The organism is Nocardia sp. NPDC058658, from assembly GCF_042716665.1.
Taxonomy (GTDB): Bacteria; Actinomycetota; Actinomycetes; order Mycobacteriales; family Mycobacteriaceae; genus Nocardia.
The window spans coordinates 211140-228592 of the sequence record NZ_JBHXRR010000005.1 but is presented as its reverse complement, the minus strand read 5'-3'; the positions used below and the strand labels follow the sequence as shown (position 1 = coordinate 228592).

The 17453-nt window shown below is 69.3% G+C and carries 1 protein-coding gene (only partly in view); it reads right to left on the bottom strand.

The window, feature by feature from the left end; translation table 11 throughout:
- On the bottom strand, window positions 1-17453 hold the 5' end (the start) of the coding sequence (locus ACFWUP_RS11585) for a non-ribosomal peptide synthase/polyketide synthase (RefSeq protein WP_379233237.1). 27304 nt of this gene lie to the left of the window's left edge; only the first 17453 of its 44757 coding nucleotides appear in the window; the start codon lies at window positions 17451-17453; its stop codon lies beyond the left edge, outside the window.

Below are 17453 nucleotides of genomic sequence, written 5' to 3'. Positions count from 1 at the left end.
AGGGTGAACTGCAGGTCGAAGCGGGCGATGCTCTCGTCGAGGTCGAGTGCGGAGACCGCGAGGCCGGGCAGTTCCAGGGTGGTGCGGTCCAGGTTCTGGAAGGCCAGCATCACCTGGAACAGCGGGTTGCGCGACTGCGAGCGTTCGGGCGCCAGGAGTTCGACCAGGCGCTCGAACGGGACGTCGGCGTTGCCGAAGGCGTCGAGGTCGGTGGCGCGTGCCTGTTCCAGGAGGTCGGTGAAGGATTCGGCCGGGCGCACGCCGGTGCGCAGGACCAGGGTGTTGACGAACATGCCGACCAGGTCGTCGAGGGCCTGCTCACCACGGCCCGCGATGGGGGTGCCGATGGCGATGTCGTCGGAGCCCGAGAGTCGGGCCAGCAGAACCGCGAGGGCGGTGTGCATGACCATGAACAGCGACGCGCCCTGGCGACGGGCGACCTCGTCGAGCTTGGCGATCAGCTCGGGCGAGAGTTCGCGGTGCACGGTGGCGCCGTGGTGCGAGGCGATCGCCGGGCGGGCGCGGTCGAACGGCAGGGTCAGCTCGTCGGGCACACCGGCGAGCTGCTGCTGCCAGTACCCGACCTGACGCGACATGAGCGAGTCGGCGTCGTCCTCGGTGCCGAGGACAGCGCGCTGCCAGATGGCGAAATCGGCGTACTGGACGGGCAGGGGTGCCCAGCCGGGAGCGGTGCCCTGGGCGCGAGCGGTGTAGGCCCGCATCACGTCGCGGGTCAGCGGTGCGATGGAGAAGCCGTCGGCGGCGATGTGATGCACGACCACGACCAAGACGTGCTCGGTGGCTGCGGAACTACCAAGGTGCTCACTCGCGGGACGCGAACCGTCGACACCGTTGTCGGCGTCGGCGACGCGGAACAGCCGCGCGCGCATCGGAACCTGTTCGGCCACATCGAAACCGGTGGAGACGAACTCGGTGACGGTCTCGAACAGCTCGTCCTGCGAGACCGCGACCGGACGCAGGTCGAGCGAAATGCGTTCCGCCGCAACGATCTGCTGCACCGGGGTGCCGCCGTGTTCGGGGTAGCGGGTGCGCAGCGATTCGTGCCTGCGGACCAGGTCGGCCAGCGCCAGAGACAGTGCCTCGGTGTCGAGTTCGCCGGTGAGGCGGATCGCGACGGGGAGGTTGTAGGCGGCGGAGGTGGTGTCGTACTTGTTGAGGAACCACATGCGCTGCTGCGCGAACGACAGCGGAACCAATTCACCCTCGGCGCGATCGCGGGCGACCAGCGCCGCGCGGGCGGTGCCGCCGGTGTGCGATTCCACCCGTGCCGCAAGGGCTTCCACGGTGGAGGCTTCGAACAGCGCGCGCACCGGCACCGTCGCGCCGAGTGCCGCACCGATCCGGGCGACGACGCGGGTGGCGATGAGCGAGTTGCCGCCGAGGTCGAAGAAGTCGTCGTCGACGCCGACCCGGTCTAGGCCGAGGACATCGGCGAAGACCGCGGCGACGGTTTCCTGCACAGGCGTGACGGGTGCGCGGAAGGCGCGCGCCTGCACGGCGGGGGCGGGCAGGGCGCGGCGGTCGAGCTTGCCGTTGACGGTCAGCGGGATCCACTCGAGGCGCACGAGCGCCGCCGGAACCATGTAGGCGGGCAGCTGTTCGGCCGCACCGCTGCGGATGACCTCGAGGTCGGGTTCGAGCTCACCCTCGGCGACCACGTAGGCGACGATCCGCTGGTCACCCGGCTGATCCTCACGCACGATGACCGCGGCCTGGGCGATGCCCGGCTGCGCGAGCACGGCGGCTTCGATCTCACCGAGTTCGATACGGAAGCCGCGGACCTTCACCTGGTCGTCGGCGCGGCCCAGGTACTCGAGTTCGCCGAAGCGGTTCCAGCGCGCGAGGTCGCCGGAGCGGTACAGGCGCGAGCCGCCCTGGTTCGGGCCGGCGAGGGGGTTGGCGACGAAGCGGGTGGCGGTCAGATCGGGGCGACCGAGGTAGCCACGCGCCAATTGCGGTCCGGAGACATACATTTCGCCCGCGACACCCACCGGCACCGGCCGCAACCGGTTGTCGAGGACGTACACGCCGAGACCCGCGATGGCCCGGCCGACGACCGAACCGGCCGCGGCGGCAATGGTTTTCGCGTCCAGCGCACGGAACGACACGTGCACCGTGGTCTCGGTGATGCCGTACATGTTGACCAGCGTCGGCGAGCTGTCGCCGTGGCGCGCAACCCAATCCGACAGGCGACGCAGTTCGAGCGCCTCACCACCGAACACGACGTAGCGCAGCGCGAGGGGCTCGAGACCCGGTCCGGCGTTCCGGTCGGCCTCGGCCAGCTGGTAGAACGCCGACGGCGTCTGGTTGAGCACCGTCACCTGCTCCACCCGCAGCAGTTCCAGGAACTGTTCAGGCGAGCGCGAGGTGTAGTAGTCGACGACGATCAGCGACCCACCGAACAGCAGCGGGCCCCACAGTTCCCAGACCGAGAAGTCGAAGGCGTAGGAGTGGAACAGCGTCCACACATCGCGCGGGCCGAAGCCGAAGTCGCGGTCGGTGTTGGCGAACAGGCGCACCACATTGCGGTGCGCGACCGCGACACCCTTGGGGCGGCCGGTCGAACCGGAGGTGTAGATGACGTAGGCGACATTGTCCGGCGAGAGCGGGGCGAGCCGGTCGGCGTCGGTGATCGGGGCGTCGTCGGCGTCTTCGACATTGCCGGTTTCCACGGCGAAGCCGTCGAGCACCACCGAGGGCAGGTACGCGGGCACCGTCACCTGGACGGTGGAATCGAGGATCACGCTGGTGGGGCGCGAGTCCTCGAGGACGTAGGCGATGCGCTCGGCCGGGTAGGTCGGGTCGACCGGCACGTAACCCGCACCGGTCTTGACCACGGCGAGTAGTGCGACGACGAGGTCGAGCGAGCGCGGCAGGATCACCGCGACCAGCGATTCCGGGCGGGCGCCGTCGTCGATCAGCCTGCGCGCCAACACATTCGCGCGGCGATCGAGTTCGCCGTAGGTCAGCGATTCCATGCCGAACTTGGCGGCGATGCGATCGGGGTAAGCAAGAGCCGCGGCGTCGAACAGGTCGACCAGGGTGGTGTGCTGGTTGCCGAACAGGCCGCGCCGGTAGCCGGCGGGGGTGCTGGCGTCGTGGATGACCGGCAGACCGATGGCGTCGACACCGGAGGACACCCAGCGCTGGGCGACGTCGCGCTGTTCGGCTTCACCGAGCAGGTCGATGTCGCCGACGATCACGTCGGGGTTCTCGGCGACGCTGCGCAGGATGCGGACCAGACGGTCACCGAAGGCGGCGACGGTTTCGGCGTCGAACAGATCGGTGGCGTAGTTCCACGACAGGGCGAGGGAGCCGTCGGCTGCTTCGCCCACAGTGAGCTGCACGTCGAATTTCGCTGTGCCCGGGTCGAAGTCGACGACGTCGAGGTCGAGGCCGGGCAGTGCGATGGTGCCGGTGTCGGCGGCGGTGGCCGCTTCGAAGGTGAGCGCCACCTGGAACAGCGGGTGGTGCGCCTGCGAGCGGGTGGGGCTGAGCACGTCGACGAGGCGTTCGAAGGGCACGTCGGCGTTGGCGAAGGCGGACAGGTCCACCTTGCGGATCTGGTCCAGGAGGTCGCTGAAGCTCGCGCTGGAGTCGACCTCGCTGCGCAGCACCAGGGTGTTGACGAACATGCCGACGAGGTCGTCGAGGGTGCGCTCGCCACGGCCCGCGATGGGGGTGCCGATGGCGATATCGGTGCTGTTGGACAGGCGCGCGGCCCAGGTGGCCAGGGCCGCGTGCATCACCATGAACAGGGTGACGCCGCGGGCGCGGGCGATCTCGGTCAGCGCGTGATGCAGATTCGCGTCGACCGAGAAGCGGTGTAGGTCACCGGCATTGGTGGCGACCTCGGGACGCGGGCGGTCGGCGGGCAGCTCGATCTGGTCGGGCAGGTCGCGCAGCTGCTCGGTCCAGTAGGTGAGCTGGCTCGCGGCGACCGATTCGGGATCGGACTCGTCACCGAGAACCTCACGCTGCCACAGGGTGTAGTCGGCGTACTGGACCTCGAGGGGCGCCCAGGCGGGGACCTCGCCACGGGTGCGCTCGGTGTAGGCGATGACGACATCGCGCAGCAGCGGGCGCAGCGAGAAGCCGTCGCCGCTGATGTGGTGCATGACCAGCACGGCCACATGGGTGCGCTCATCGACGCGCAAAAGGCCTGCGCGGAACGGGACTTCGCGGGTCACGTCGAAGTGCACGCTCGCCAGTTCGATGACCCGCGCGACCACGTCGTTCGCGGCGACCGGCTGCGCGGGCAGCGCGAAGCGGACTTCGTCGGCGGGCAGGATCTGCTGGTAGCCGGCGCCTTCCTCGACCGCGCCCGAAGTGATGTCGGCTGCCGGGTAGAAGGTGCGCAGGGACTCGTGCCGGGCGACCACGTCGGCGATGGCCGCTTCGAGTGCGGCCACGTCGAGGTCACCCGTGAGGCGGATCGCGACGGGGATGTTGTTGACGGCGGTGCGGTTGTCGAAGCGGTTGAGGAACCACATCCGCTGCTGGGCCTGCGACAGCGGCACCAGTTCGGGACGCGGGCGCGATTCGAGGGGAATGCGGCCGCCGCGGCCGGTGTGGGTTTCGACGCGGGCGGCCAGCGCGGCCACCGTCGAGGCCTCGAACAGCGCGCGCAGCGGCACCTGGGTGTCGAGGGCTTCGGACAGGCGCGCCGCGACCCTGGTGGCGACCAGGGAGTTGCCGCCGAGTTCGAAGAAGTCGTCGTCGAGGCCGACCTGACCGGCGCCGAGCACTTCGGCGAAGGTGGCGGCGACGATCTGCTGCACCGGCGTGACCGGCGCCTGGAAGGTACGCGCGGCGAAGACCGGCGAGGGTAGTGCCTTGCGGTCGAGTTTGCCGGAAGCGTTGAGCGGGAACGCATTCAGCACCACATACGCGGCGGGGACCATGTAGACGGGCAACTCGGTGCCGAGTGCGACCTTGACCGCATCGGTGTCGACGGTGGCGCCGGTCTGCGGGATGACGTAGGCGACCAGCTGATCGCCGGTGTGCTCGTCGGCACGGACCACGACCACCGACTGGGCGATCTCCGGCAGCGCCGTCAAAGCCGACTCGATCTCGCCGAGTTCGATGCGCAGACCACGCAGCTTCACCTGGAAGTCGGTGCGGCCCAGGTATTCCAGCTCGCCGTCGGCGGTCCAGGTGACGAGGTCACCGGTGCGGTACATGCGCTCGCCGGGCGCGAACGGGTCGGCGACGAAGCGATCCATCGTCAGGTCGGCGCGACCCACATAGCCGTGGGCCAGCTGCACGCCCGCGAGGTAGAGCTCACCCGCGACACCCACCGGCACCGGTCGCAGTCGCGAATCCAGCACGTACAGACGGGTGTTGAACACCGGGGCGCCGATCGGCACCGTCTCGGTGTCGGCGTCGGTGACCTCGTGATAGGTCACGTCGACGGCGGCTTCGGTGGGGCCGTAGAGGTTGTGCAGTGCGGCGCCGGTCAATTCGCGCAGACGCTGCGCGGTCGGCGCGGGCAGGCCTTCACCGGAGGCGAAGACATTGCGCAGCGAGACGCATTCGGCGGCAAGCGGTTCGGTGACGAACACGGCCATCATCGACGGCACGAAGTGCACCGTGGAGACCTGCTCGGCCACGATCAGCCGCGCCAGGTAGGCCGGGTCGCGATGCCCGTCCGGCTTGGCGACGACCAGGCGCGCACCGACCTGCAAGGGCCAGAAGAACTCCCACACCGACACGTCGAAGGTGGCGGGGGTCTTCTGCAGCACCACGTCGTCGGCGGCGAGGCCGTAGGCGGCGTGCATCCACACCAGGCGGTTGACGATCGCCGCGTGGCTGACCGCCACACCCTTCGGGCGACCGGTCGAGCCGGAGGTGAAGATGATGTAGGCGGTGTTGTCCGAGCGCAGCGGGCGGTGCCGGTCGGCATCGGTGACCGGCTCGGTCGAGTGACCGGACAGGTCGAGCTGGTCGATGCGCACCTCGCGACCGGCGGCCGCGGGCAGGCTCTCCCCCGAAGTCAGCACGCAGACGGGCTGCGCGGTCTCCAGGATGTGCTCGATGCGCTCGGCCGGGTGATCGGGATCGAGGGGCACGTACGCGCCACCGGCGGCGGACACGGCGTACATGCCGACCAGCAGGTCGATCGAGCGCCGCATACCAAGGGCCACATACGATTCCGGGCCGACACCTGCGTCTTTGAGCCAGCGCGCCAGCTGACGCACCCTGCCCGCGAACTCGGCGTACGACAGACTCGTCCCCTCGAACGTGAGCGCGATCGCGTCGGGAGTGCGCGCGACCTGGGCTTCGAACAGGGCGTGCAGGGTGGCCGGGTCGTCGTCGCTGGGGGTGCTCAGCGCGGCGTCGACGGCGAATTCGGTGTCGTTCCAGCGATCGAGCACCAGCGAGCGCTCGGCGGTGTCGAGCAGTTCGATGTCACCGACGGGGGCCGCGGGGTCGACCACGATGGCGGTGAGCACGCGCAGCAGGCGGGCGCCGAATCGTGCGGCGAAGTCGGCGTCGAAAAGGTCGGTGGCGTAGACGAGTTCGGCGTCCATGTGGCTGTCGTCCGGGACCTCGCTCAGCGCGAGCTGCAGGTCGAACTTGGCCATGTGCTGGTCGATGCCCAGCTCGGAGACCGTGAGGCCGGGCAGTTCCAGGGTGGTGCGGCCCAGGTTCTGGAACGAGAGCATCACCTGGAACAGCGGGTGCCGCGACTGCGAGCGCGCCGGGTTGAGCACCTCGACGAGACGTTCGAAAGGCACGTCGGCGTGGGCGAAGGCGGCCAGGTCGTGTTCGCGGACCTGTCCGAGCAGTTCGGTGAAGGTGGCGGCCGGGTCGACCTGTGCGCGCAACACGAGGGTGTTGACGAACATGCCGACCAGGTCGTCGAGTGCCTGCTGACCACGGCCCGCGACGGGAGTGCCGATGGCGATGTCGTCGGTGCCCGACAGGCGCGAGAGCAGAACGGCAAATGCGCTGTGCACCACCATGAACAGGGTGGTGCTGTGGTCGTGCGCGACCTGGTTCAGCGCGTCGACCAGTTCACCCGGCAGCTCGAAGCGATGCGTGCCCGCCTGGTAGCTGGCCTGCGCGGGCCGCGACTTGTGACCGAGGCGCAGTTCGTCGGGCAAGTCGGCCAGCGCACCGCGCCAGTGGTCGAGCTGCTCGGAGATCAGCGAGGTGGGATCGGTTTCGTCGCCGAGGATTTCGCGCTGCCACAGCGCGTAGTCGACGTACTGCACGGCCAGCGGCGGCCAGCCGGGTTCGGTGCCGGCGGTCCGCGCGACGTAGGCGGTCATCAGGTCGCGCACCAGCGGGCGCAGCGAGAAGCCGTCGGCGGCGATGTGGTGGACCACCATCACCAGGACGTGTTCGCGTTCGCTGAGTTCGTAAACGCGAAGGCGCACAGGCGCGTTCGCGGTGACGTCGAAACCGCGGCGGGCGAACTCGTAGAGCGAGGTCGCCATGTCGGTCTCGTCGGCTTCGATCAGCTCGACGTCCGGGATGGAACCGGCGGCCGCGAGGACCTTCTGGTAGGCGCTGCCGTCGGCCATGGTGGCGCGGCCCGATTCGGGCGCGACGTACACGGGGTAGACCGTGCGCAGGGTTTCGTGGCGGGCGATCACGTCGGCGACCGCGCCGCGCAGGGCGGGCAGGTCGAGCAGGCCCTGCAGGCGGACCGCGACGGGGATGTTGTAGGTGCCGGTGTCGGCGACGTCGAAGCGGTTCAGGAACCACATGCGCTGCTGCGCGAGCGACAGCGGCGGGTGCTCGGGGCGCGGACGAGCGGTGAGCTCGGCGCGCAGACCCGTGCCCGCGTGCGATTCCACGCGCGCGGCGAGCGCACCGACGGTGGGCGCCTCGAACAGGGTGCGCACGCCGACTTCGGCGTCGAGCGCCTTGCTCAGGCGGGCCGCGACCTGGGTGGCGACCAGCGAGTTGCCGCCGAGGGCGAAGAAGTCGTCGTCCACGCCGACGCGTTCGGCGCCGAGCAGGTCGGCGAAGATCTCGGCGACGATCTCCTCGATGGGGGTCGAGGGCGCACGGAACACTTTCGCCTCGAACACGGGCGCGGGCAGCGCCTTGCGGTCGAGCTTGCCGGAAGCGTTGAGCGGGAAGGCATCCAGCACAACGAGGGCCGAGGGCACCATGTAGGTGGGTAGCTCGGCGGTGATGCCTGCCTTCACGGCGGCGACGTCGACGGTCGTATCCGCTTCGGGCACAAGGTAACCGACGAGCTGGTCACCGGCGTGCGCGTCCGAGCGCACGACGACGACCGACTGCGCGACGCCCGGCTGGGCCAGCAGGGTCGCCTCGATCTCGCCGAGTTCGATGCGCAGACCGCGCAGCTTCACCTGGAAGTCGGTGCGGCCCAGGTAGTTCAGTTCGCCGTAGGTCAGCCCCGAGCCATCGGAGACCGAGCTCCAGGTGACGAGGTCGCCGGTGCGGTACATGCGCGAACCGGCCGCACCGTACGGGTTGGCGACGAAGCGATCGGCGGTGAGGTCGGCCCGGTTGAGGTAGCCGACGGCCAGCTGATCGCCCGCGAGGTAGAGCTCTCCCGCGACACCCGGCGCGACGGGATGCAGGCGCGAATCCAGCACGAACACCCGGGTGTTCCACACCGGGCGCCCGATCGGCACCGACTCCACATCGGCGTCGACAACCTCGTGATAGGTGACGTCGACCGCGGCCTCGGTGGGGCCGTACAGGTTGTGCAGGCGCGCGCCGGTGAGCTCGCGCAGGCGCTGCGCGGTGGGCGCGGGCAGCGCCTCACCGGAGGCGAACACCTGACGCAGGCGCACCGCGTTGCCGTTGCTACCCAGCGTCGAGACGAACACCGACAGCATCGAGGGCACGAAGTGGGCGGTGGTGATGCCGCGTTCGGCGATGATCTGGGCCAGGTACACCGGGTCGCGGTGGCCGTCGGGCTTGGCGACGACCAGGCGGGCGCCGGTCTGTAAGGGCCAGAAGAACTCCCAGACCGACACGTCGAAGGTGGCGGGGGTCTTCTGCAGGACGGCGTCGGCGGCGTCGATCGGGTACTCGTGCTGCATCCACAGCAGCCGGTTGACGATCGCGGCGTGATCGACCGCGACACCCTTGGGTCGACCGGTCGAGCCGGACGTGAAGATCACGTAGGCGGTGTTGGTGGCCCGAATCGGTTGCACGCGTTCGGCATCGGCGATCGGTGCGCCACTGAAGTCGGCGGGCGACTCGATGTTCTCGACCGCGGCCACGGTGACGCCGTCGGCGTCGAACGCGTCGCGACGGCTGGTGAGCACCAGGCGCGGCTGCGCGGTCTCGAGGATGTGACCGATGCGGTCGGCGGGCTGATCCGGGTCGAGGGGCACGTAGGCGGCGCCGGTCTGCAGCACCGCGTACATGGCCACGACCAGTTCGGTGGAGCGCCGAATCGCCAGTGCCACATGGTCACCGGGGCCCACGCCGTCGGAGATCAGGCGGCGGGCGATGCGGTTGGCCCGCTCCTGCAGCTCGCGGTAGGACAGTTCCTCGTTGTCGAAGACCAGGGCGGTGGCGTCCGGGGTGCGCTCGACCTGTGCGTCGAACAGTGACACCAGGGTGCCGTGCGGGACGGCGTGCGCGGTGTCGTTCCAGTCGACGAGGACCTGCGCGTGCTCTTCGGGGGCGAGAAGGTCGATGTCACCGACCATGACCTCCGGATCGGCGACGATCGCGGCGAAGATGTTGTCGAGCCTGCGGGCGAACGCGGCGACGGTGGATTCCTCGAAAAGGTCGAGGGCGTAGGAGAACTCGGCCGCCATGCCGCCGGCTTCACCGTCGGTGTCCTGCACCTCGGTGAGCGAGAGCTGCAGGTCGAACTTGGCCAGCTGGGGATCGTAGTCGATGCCGCTGACCGCGAGTCCGGGCAGCTGCAGGGAGGCCTGCTTGTTGTTCTGGAACGACAGCATCACCTGGAACAGCGGGTGCCGTGCCTGCGAACGGGCCGGGTTCAGCACCTCGACCAGGCGCTCGAACGGGACGTCGGCGTGGGCGAAGGCCTGCAGGTCGGTTTCGCGGGCCTGGTCGAGCAGGGTGGCGAAGGGGGTGGCGCCGTCGACCTGTGAGCGCAGCACCAGGGTGTTGACGAACATGCCGACCAGGTCGTCCAGGGCCTGGTCACCACGGCCTGCGACCGGGGTGCCGATGGCGATGTCGCTGGTGCCGCTGGCGCGGGCCAGCAGTACCGCCAGCGCGCTGTGCATGACCATGAACAGCGAGGCGTTGTAGCGGCGGCCCAATTCGACAAGGGCGCGCTGGGTTTCGCTCGCGATCACGAAGCTGTAGGTGCCGCCACGGTAGGAGGCGACCGGCGGGCGCGGGTGATCGGCCGGGAGCACGAGTTCGTCGGGCAGGTCGGCGAGTTCTTTTGCCCAGTAGGCGATCTCGGAGGAGATCAGCGACTTCGGGTCGTCCTCGGAGCCGAGGACCTCGCGCTGCCAGAGCGCGTAATCGGCATACTGGACCGGCAATTCGGCCCAGGTCGGCGCTTCCCACGAGGTGCGGGCGGCGTAGGCCATGATCACATCGCGCGAGAGCGGCGCCATCGACCAGCCGTCGGCGGAGATGTGGTGCACCACCATGCCGAGCACGTACTCGGACTCGGAGACCTCGAAAAGCCGTGCGTGCAACGGCACTTCGCTGGTCACGTCGAAGGCCATCGAGGCCAGATCGATCAGGTGATCGATGAGGTTGTCCTCGGTGACCCGGTACGGGGTGAGGTCGGGGACGATCTGCGCGGCGTCGAGGACCACCTGCACGGGGCCGTTGCCGGAGTCGGGGAACACCGTGCGCAGCGACTCGTGCCGGTCGATGACGTCGATGACCGCGACCTGCAGGGCGGCCACGTCGAGGTCACCGGAGAGGCGGATCGCGACGGGGATGTTGTTGACCGCCGACGCGGTGTCGAAGCGGTTGAGGAACCACATGCGCTGCTGCGCCAGCGACAGCGGTACGCGGTCGGGACGTTCGCGGGCCACGAGGGCCTTGCGCGCACCGTCACCGGCCTGGGACTCCACGCGCGCGGCCAGCGCCGCCACGGTCGGGGCCTCGAACAGCATGCGGACCGGGACACGGGTGTCGAGGGCGATGCCGATGCGGGAGGCGACCTGGGTGGCGATCAGCGAGTTGCCGCCCAGTTCGAAGAAGTCGTCCTCGACACCGACCCGGCCGAGCTCGAGCACGTCGGCGAAGATCTGCGCGACGATCTGCTCGATCGGGGTGGTCGGCGCGCGGAACTCACGCACCTCGAACACCGGCGCGGGCAGCGCGCGACGGTCGAGCTTGCCGTTCACGGTCAGCGGGATCGCCGCCAGGACCATGATCGACGACGGCACCATGTACGCGGGCAGGCGCTGCGCGACATGATCGGTGAGTTCGGCGATATCGATCGAATGACCCGGCGCGGCAACGACATAGGACACCAGCGAGGTGCTGCCGCCCTTGTTCTTGTGGCCGATGCTGACCGCGAAGTCGACGGTCTCGTGTGAGGCGAGGGCGGAGTCGATCTCGCCCAGTTCGATACGGAAACCGCGGACCTTCACCTGGAAGTCGGAGCGGCCGACGTATTCCACATTGCGGTCGGCGGTCCAGCGCACCACGTCACCGGTGCGGTACATCCGCGCGCCGGGGGCGTAGGGGTTGGCGACGAAACGGTCGGCGGTCAGCGAGGGGCGCGCGTGGTAACCGCGCGCCATGCCGACGCCGCCGATGTAGAGCTCACCCGCGACTCCCACCGGCACGGGACGCAGGCGGTCGTCGAGGATCAGGGTGTGCACGCCGCGGATGGGGCCGCCGATGACGACCCGCTCCCCCGGAATCAGGCCTTCGCTGAGGTTGGACGCGATGGTCGTTTCAGTGGGGCCGTAGACATTGCCCAGCATGCGGCGCGAGCCGTCGGGCAGGCGCACCGCCCACTTGGTGACCAGTTCCGGCGGGACCGCTTCACCACCGGCGGCGAGCACCCGCAGGTGATCGAGGCCGCGGGCATCGAAGGTGGCCAGCGCGGCGGGGGTCACGAAGGCGTGCGTGACCTGTTCGGTGATGAGGATGTCGCGCAGTTCCTCACCGCCGTACACACCCGGCGGGACGACGACGAGCGTGCCGCCCTTGCCGATGGCGAGCAGCATCTCCAGCACCGACGCGTCGAACGAGGGCGAGGCGAAATGCAGTGCGCGGGTGTCGGAGTCGAGCGAGTAGAGGTCGATCTGCTCGGCGCAGAAGTTCGCGACGCTGGCATGGGTGACCACCACGCCCTTGGGCACACCGGTGGAACCGGAGGTGTAGATCAGGTACGCGGGCTGCGCGGGATCGGTCTGGCGGACCAGTTCGCGCGGGGCGAGGGGTGCATCGGAAATGTGGCCGAGGTCGATGTCATCGACAACCACCCAGCTCACCGAATCCGGCAGCTCGTCGGCCTCGCCGGTGACCGTGATGCCAACGGACACACCGGCATCGGTGATCATGTGGGCGATGCGGTCGGCCGGGTAGTTCGGGTCGACGGGCACGAACGCGGCGCCGGTCTTGGTGACCGCCCACACGGCGAGCACCGATTCCAGCGAGCGCGGGACGGCGACGGCGACGAAGTCCTCGGCGCCCAGACCCTGCTGGATCAGCAAGCGCGCCAACTGGTTCGAGCGGCGATCGAGTTCGCCGTAGGACACAGCTGTCCCCTCGAACACCACGGCGGTCGCCTCGGTGTCGCGGGCAGCCTGGGCGATCAGCTGCGGCAGCGTGCGCGCGACTGCGGCGGGGGCGCCGAAGCGGGTGATCAGGTCGGCGCGTTCGGCATCGTCGAGCACGTCGATCGCGCCGACGGTGACGGCCGGGTCCGCCAGGATCGCGTCGAGCACCCGCCGCCAGCGCAGCAGCAGCTCTTCGACGGTGGACTGGTCGAACAGGTCGATGGCGTAGGTGAGCACGCCGGTCATGCCCGACAGCGAGCCGGTGCCGGTGTGTTCTTCGGTGAGGGTCCATTGCAGGTCGAACTTGGCCATGTCGACCTCGACCTCGTCGGCCGTGACCGTGAGACCGGGCAGCTCGAGGGTGCCGTGCGACATCTCCTGGAACGACAGGACCACCTGGAACAGCGGGTGGCGGGCCTGCGAGCGCGACGGGTTCAGCACGTCGACCAGGCGCTCGAACGGCACGTCCGCGTTGGCGAACGCGCTCAGGTCGGTTTCGCGTGTGCGGGTGAGGAATTCGGTGAACGGCTGAGTCGGGTCGACGTCGGAACGCAACACCAGGGTGTTGACGAACATGCCGATCAGGTCGTCGAGGGCCTGCTCACCGCGTCCGGCGATCGGGGTACCCACGGCGATGTCGGTGGTGCCCGACAGCCGCGCGAGCAGCACCGCGAGCGAAGCGTGCACGACCATGAACAGGGTGACACCGTTGGCGCGGGCCACGGCGGCGAGCTGTTCGTGGGTGTCGGCGTCGATCTCGAAACCGACGCGCGCGCCGCGGAAGCTCTGCTGCTGCGGGCGCGGGCGGTCGCTGGGCAGGTCGAGCTGGTCGGGCAGGCCATCGAGGGTCCGCTGCCAGTAGTCGAGCTGACGGGCGGCCATCGAGGTCGGGTCGGATTCGGCGCCGAGCAGTTCGTGCTGCCACAGGGTGTAGTCGCGGTACTGGACCGGCAGCGGCAGCCAGGCCGGGGCCTCACCCGCGGCCCGGGCCAGGTAGGCGGTGGCGACGTCGCGGGCCAGCGGGCCGAAGGAGAAACCGTCGGCCGCGATGTGGTGGACGACGAAGGCGACGGCGTATTCCGCTGCGCCCGCGCCGTGACCGGCGGGCTCGGAGGCGGTAGCGGAGCGTGACCACGCAGAGCCCTCGGGAGCGGCGCCGTTGGACTCAGCGGTTCCGCCGACGACCTTGAAGATCTGCACGCGGATCGGCAGTTCCAGGGTGACGTCGAAGCCGGTGGAGGCGAAGCTGATCAGTTCCTCGCGCAGGCGCGACTGGTCGATCGGGGTGACCGCGATGCCGAGGTCGAATTCGTCGGCGCCGAGCACCTGCTGGAAGCCGCCGTCGGCGTCGGGGAAGATCGTGCGCAGCGATTCCTGGCGCACCACAACATCATTGAGCGCGGCGATCAGGGCGTCGACGTCGACGCTGCCCTTCATCTGCACCACGAAGGGCAGGTTGTAGGTGGGCGCGGTGGGGTCGAACTGGTTGATGAACCACATCCGCTGCTGAGCCAGCGACAGCGGCACCTGCGCGGGATGCGGCTGTGCGACCAGCGGCGGGCGCGCGGCGGAAACGTCTGCGGGCGTGGCGGATTCGGCCCGCATGGCCAGTCCTGCGACGGTCGGGGTCTCGAACAGGGCGCGCACACCGAGCTGGATGCCGAAGGCGGCGCCGATGCGGGCGACGACCTGGGTGGCGACGAGGGAGTTGCCGCCGAGTTCGAAGAAGTTGTCGTCGGCGCCGACGCGTTCCTGGCTGAGCACGTCGGCGAAGATGCCCGCCACGATCTGCTCGGCGGGGGTGCGCGGGGCGCGGAAATCACCTGCGGCAGCGGTGAAGACGGGTTCGGGCAGGGCCTTGCGATCCAGCTTGCCGGAGGTGTTGAGCGGGAACGCGTCGAGCACCATGATCGACGCGGGCACCATGTAGGCGGGCAGCTTCTCGGACACGAAGCGGGTCAGGATCGCCGGGTCGGCGGCCTGGCCGGGCGCGGGAACGATGTAGGCCACCAGCTGCTGACCGGTCGCGGTGTCGACCACGAGGACGGCGGCCTGGCTGACGGTCGGGTGGGCGAGCAGGTCGGTTTCGATCTCGCCGAGCTCGATGCGCTGACCACGGAACTTGACCTGGAAGTCGGTGCGGCCGATGTATTCCAGGACGCCGTCGGCGTTCCAGCGCACCAGGTCGCCGGTGCGGTACATGCGCTCGCCGGGGGCGCCGACCGGGTTGGCGACGAAGCGGTCCGAGGTCAGGTCGGGGCGGCCGCGGTAGCAGCGGGCCAGCTGACGACCGGCCAGATACAGCTCACCCGGGGCGCCGATCGCGGCCGGGCGCAGACGCGAATCCAGTACGTAGACTTCGACATTCCACTCGGGGATACCGATCGGCACCTGGGTGGTGTCGGCTTCGGTTGCCTCCCAATAGGTTACCGAGACCGCGGCTTCGGTCGGGCCGTAGAGGTTGTGCAGGCCGGCGTCGGAGATCGCGCGCAGACCCGCGGCGGTCTCGGGCGGCAGGGCTTCACCGATAACGAAAACCGCACGCAGCGTTGCACATTGAGCCTGTGTGGCATGGGAGACGAACACGGTCAGCATGGACGGAACGAAGTCCGTCACCGTGACGCCGTGCCGAGAGATCATGTCCGCGACGTAGAGCGGGTCGCGGTGGCCGTCGGGGCTCGCGATGACCAGCTTCGCGCCGACCATCAGCGGCAGGAAGTAACCCCATAGCGACACGTCGAAGGTGGTGGCGGTCTTCTGCAGGTAGACGTCGTCGGCGGTCAACCGGTACTCGTCGAGCATCCACAGCTCTTGGTTGACGATCGCGTGGTGGGTGACCGCGACGCCCTTGGGGCGACCGGTCGAACCCGAGGTGTAGATGACGTAGGCCGTGTTGTCCGGGCGCAGCGGGGACAGACGGTCGACATCAGTGACAGGTGTGGCGTCGAAACCGGTCGTGTCGAGTCGATCGATCTCGACGCGGGCGACGGTTTCGGGCAGGTCGAGGTGGTCGCCGGAGGTCGTCAGGACGCAGACCGGTGCCGCGGACTCGAGGATGTAGGCGGTGCGGTCGGCCGGATGGTCCGGGTCGATCGGGACGTACGCGCCACCGGCCCGCAGCACGGCGTGCATGCCGATGACCAAGTCCAGCGAGCGGCGCATGCCGAGCGCGACCAGCGATTCCGGGCCCACGCCGTCGGCGATCAGGAAGCGAGCCAGCCGGTTCACCTTCGCACCGAATTCGGCGTAGGTGAGGGTTTCGCCTTCGAAATCGAGGGCGATGTTGTCGGGGGTGAGCGGGATCTGCGCGTCGAGCAGCGCGGGCAGCGTGGTCGCGGGGACCTCGTGCGCGGCGTCGTTCCACTCGGTCAGCGTGCGTTCCAGCTCGGCGGTGCCGGTGACCGGCAGGTTCCAGACCGGTAGCTCGGCGTCGGCGGCCAGGAAGCGGTCGAAGAACTCGAGGAACCGGCCGTGGTGGGTCTGTGCGTCGGCCGCGGAGTACAGGTTCGGGTTGGTCTCGAAGTCGATGTGGGAGCGGGTGCCACCGTGCGACTGATAGAAGTTGACGCCCAGGTCTTCGATGCTGCCCGTGGACAGCACGTTGAGCGTGCCCTCCATGTCACCGAACTGCAGGTGGTTGTCGAACAGCATGATGTTGACCCACGGGCCGAAGAACTCCGTGGAGACCATGCCCTCGCCCGCCGAGTCACGGCGGATGTCCTCGTGCCGGTAGCGCTGGTGGCGCAGGGCGCCGGAGACCTCGGTGGTCACCGAGCGCAGCAGCTGCGCGACCGTGGTGTCGTGGCCCACGCGCAGGCGCAGCGGGACGATGTTGGAGGTCACGCCGCCGGAGCGGCGCATCACTGCGGTGGTGCGGGCGGTGACCGGCAGGCTGAGGATGACGTCCTCGGTGCCGGTGATCTGGGCCAGGTACGCGGCGAAACCGGCGATCAGCAGCGGGGCGGCGGTGCTGTCGTGGCGGGCGATGGCCGCGGTGAGCAGCTCGTCCTGGGCGGTGCTCAGTGCCGCGCTGGTGACGTCGTTGACCGGCGAGGGCGGGGCCGAACGGCCGGTGAGGCTGCTGCCCTCTTCCAGACCCGCTACGCGCTGGGCCCAGTGTTCCTTGTCGGACTGGAAACGAGTGCTGTCGCGGTAGACGAGTTCGGACTCGTAGAGCGCGCGCAGATCCGTGGCTTTGTTCGGCGGGGCCGGAGTGCCGGTGACCTCGGCGGTATAGAGCTGTGCCGTGCGATTGACGAAGTTGTTGGCGCCGAAACCGTCGAGCACGATGTGGTGGACGCGGGCATACCAGTACCAGCGATCATCGCTGAGCTGCAGCGCGGCCGCCTGCACGAGACGGTCGCGCACGATGTCGAGCGGGCGGCTGTACTCCGCGCGCATCCACGCGGCGGCGGCGGCTTCCGGGTCGGCCTCGTCACGCAGGTCGACATAGATCAGCGTCGCGTCCTGTGTGGGATCGACGGTCTGCATCGGCTCACCGTCGACCTCGACGATGCGCAACCAGCCCGATTCGAGGTCGGTGGCCGCGTCGGCGCTCGCACGCTCGAGCGCGGCGACATCGAGGCGTCCACGCAGGTCGACGTACTGGGCGATGTTGATCGGCACCTGTGGGTCGACGTGCTGCGCGTACCAGATACCCAGCTGTGCGGGCGAGAGCGGGAAGTACTCCGAAGAGTCTCCACGTCCGTCACCAGTTTCGCCGTTTCCGCCGAAATCCAGCCGGTCCAA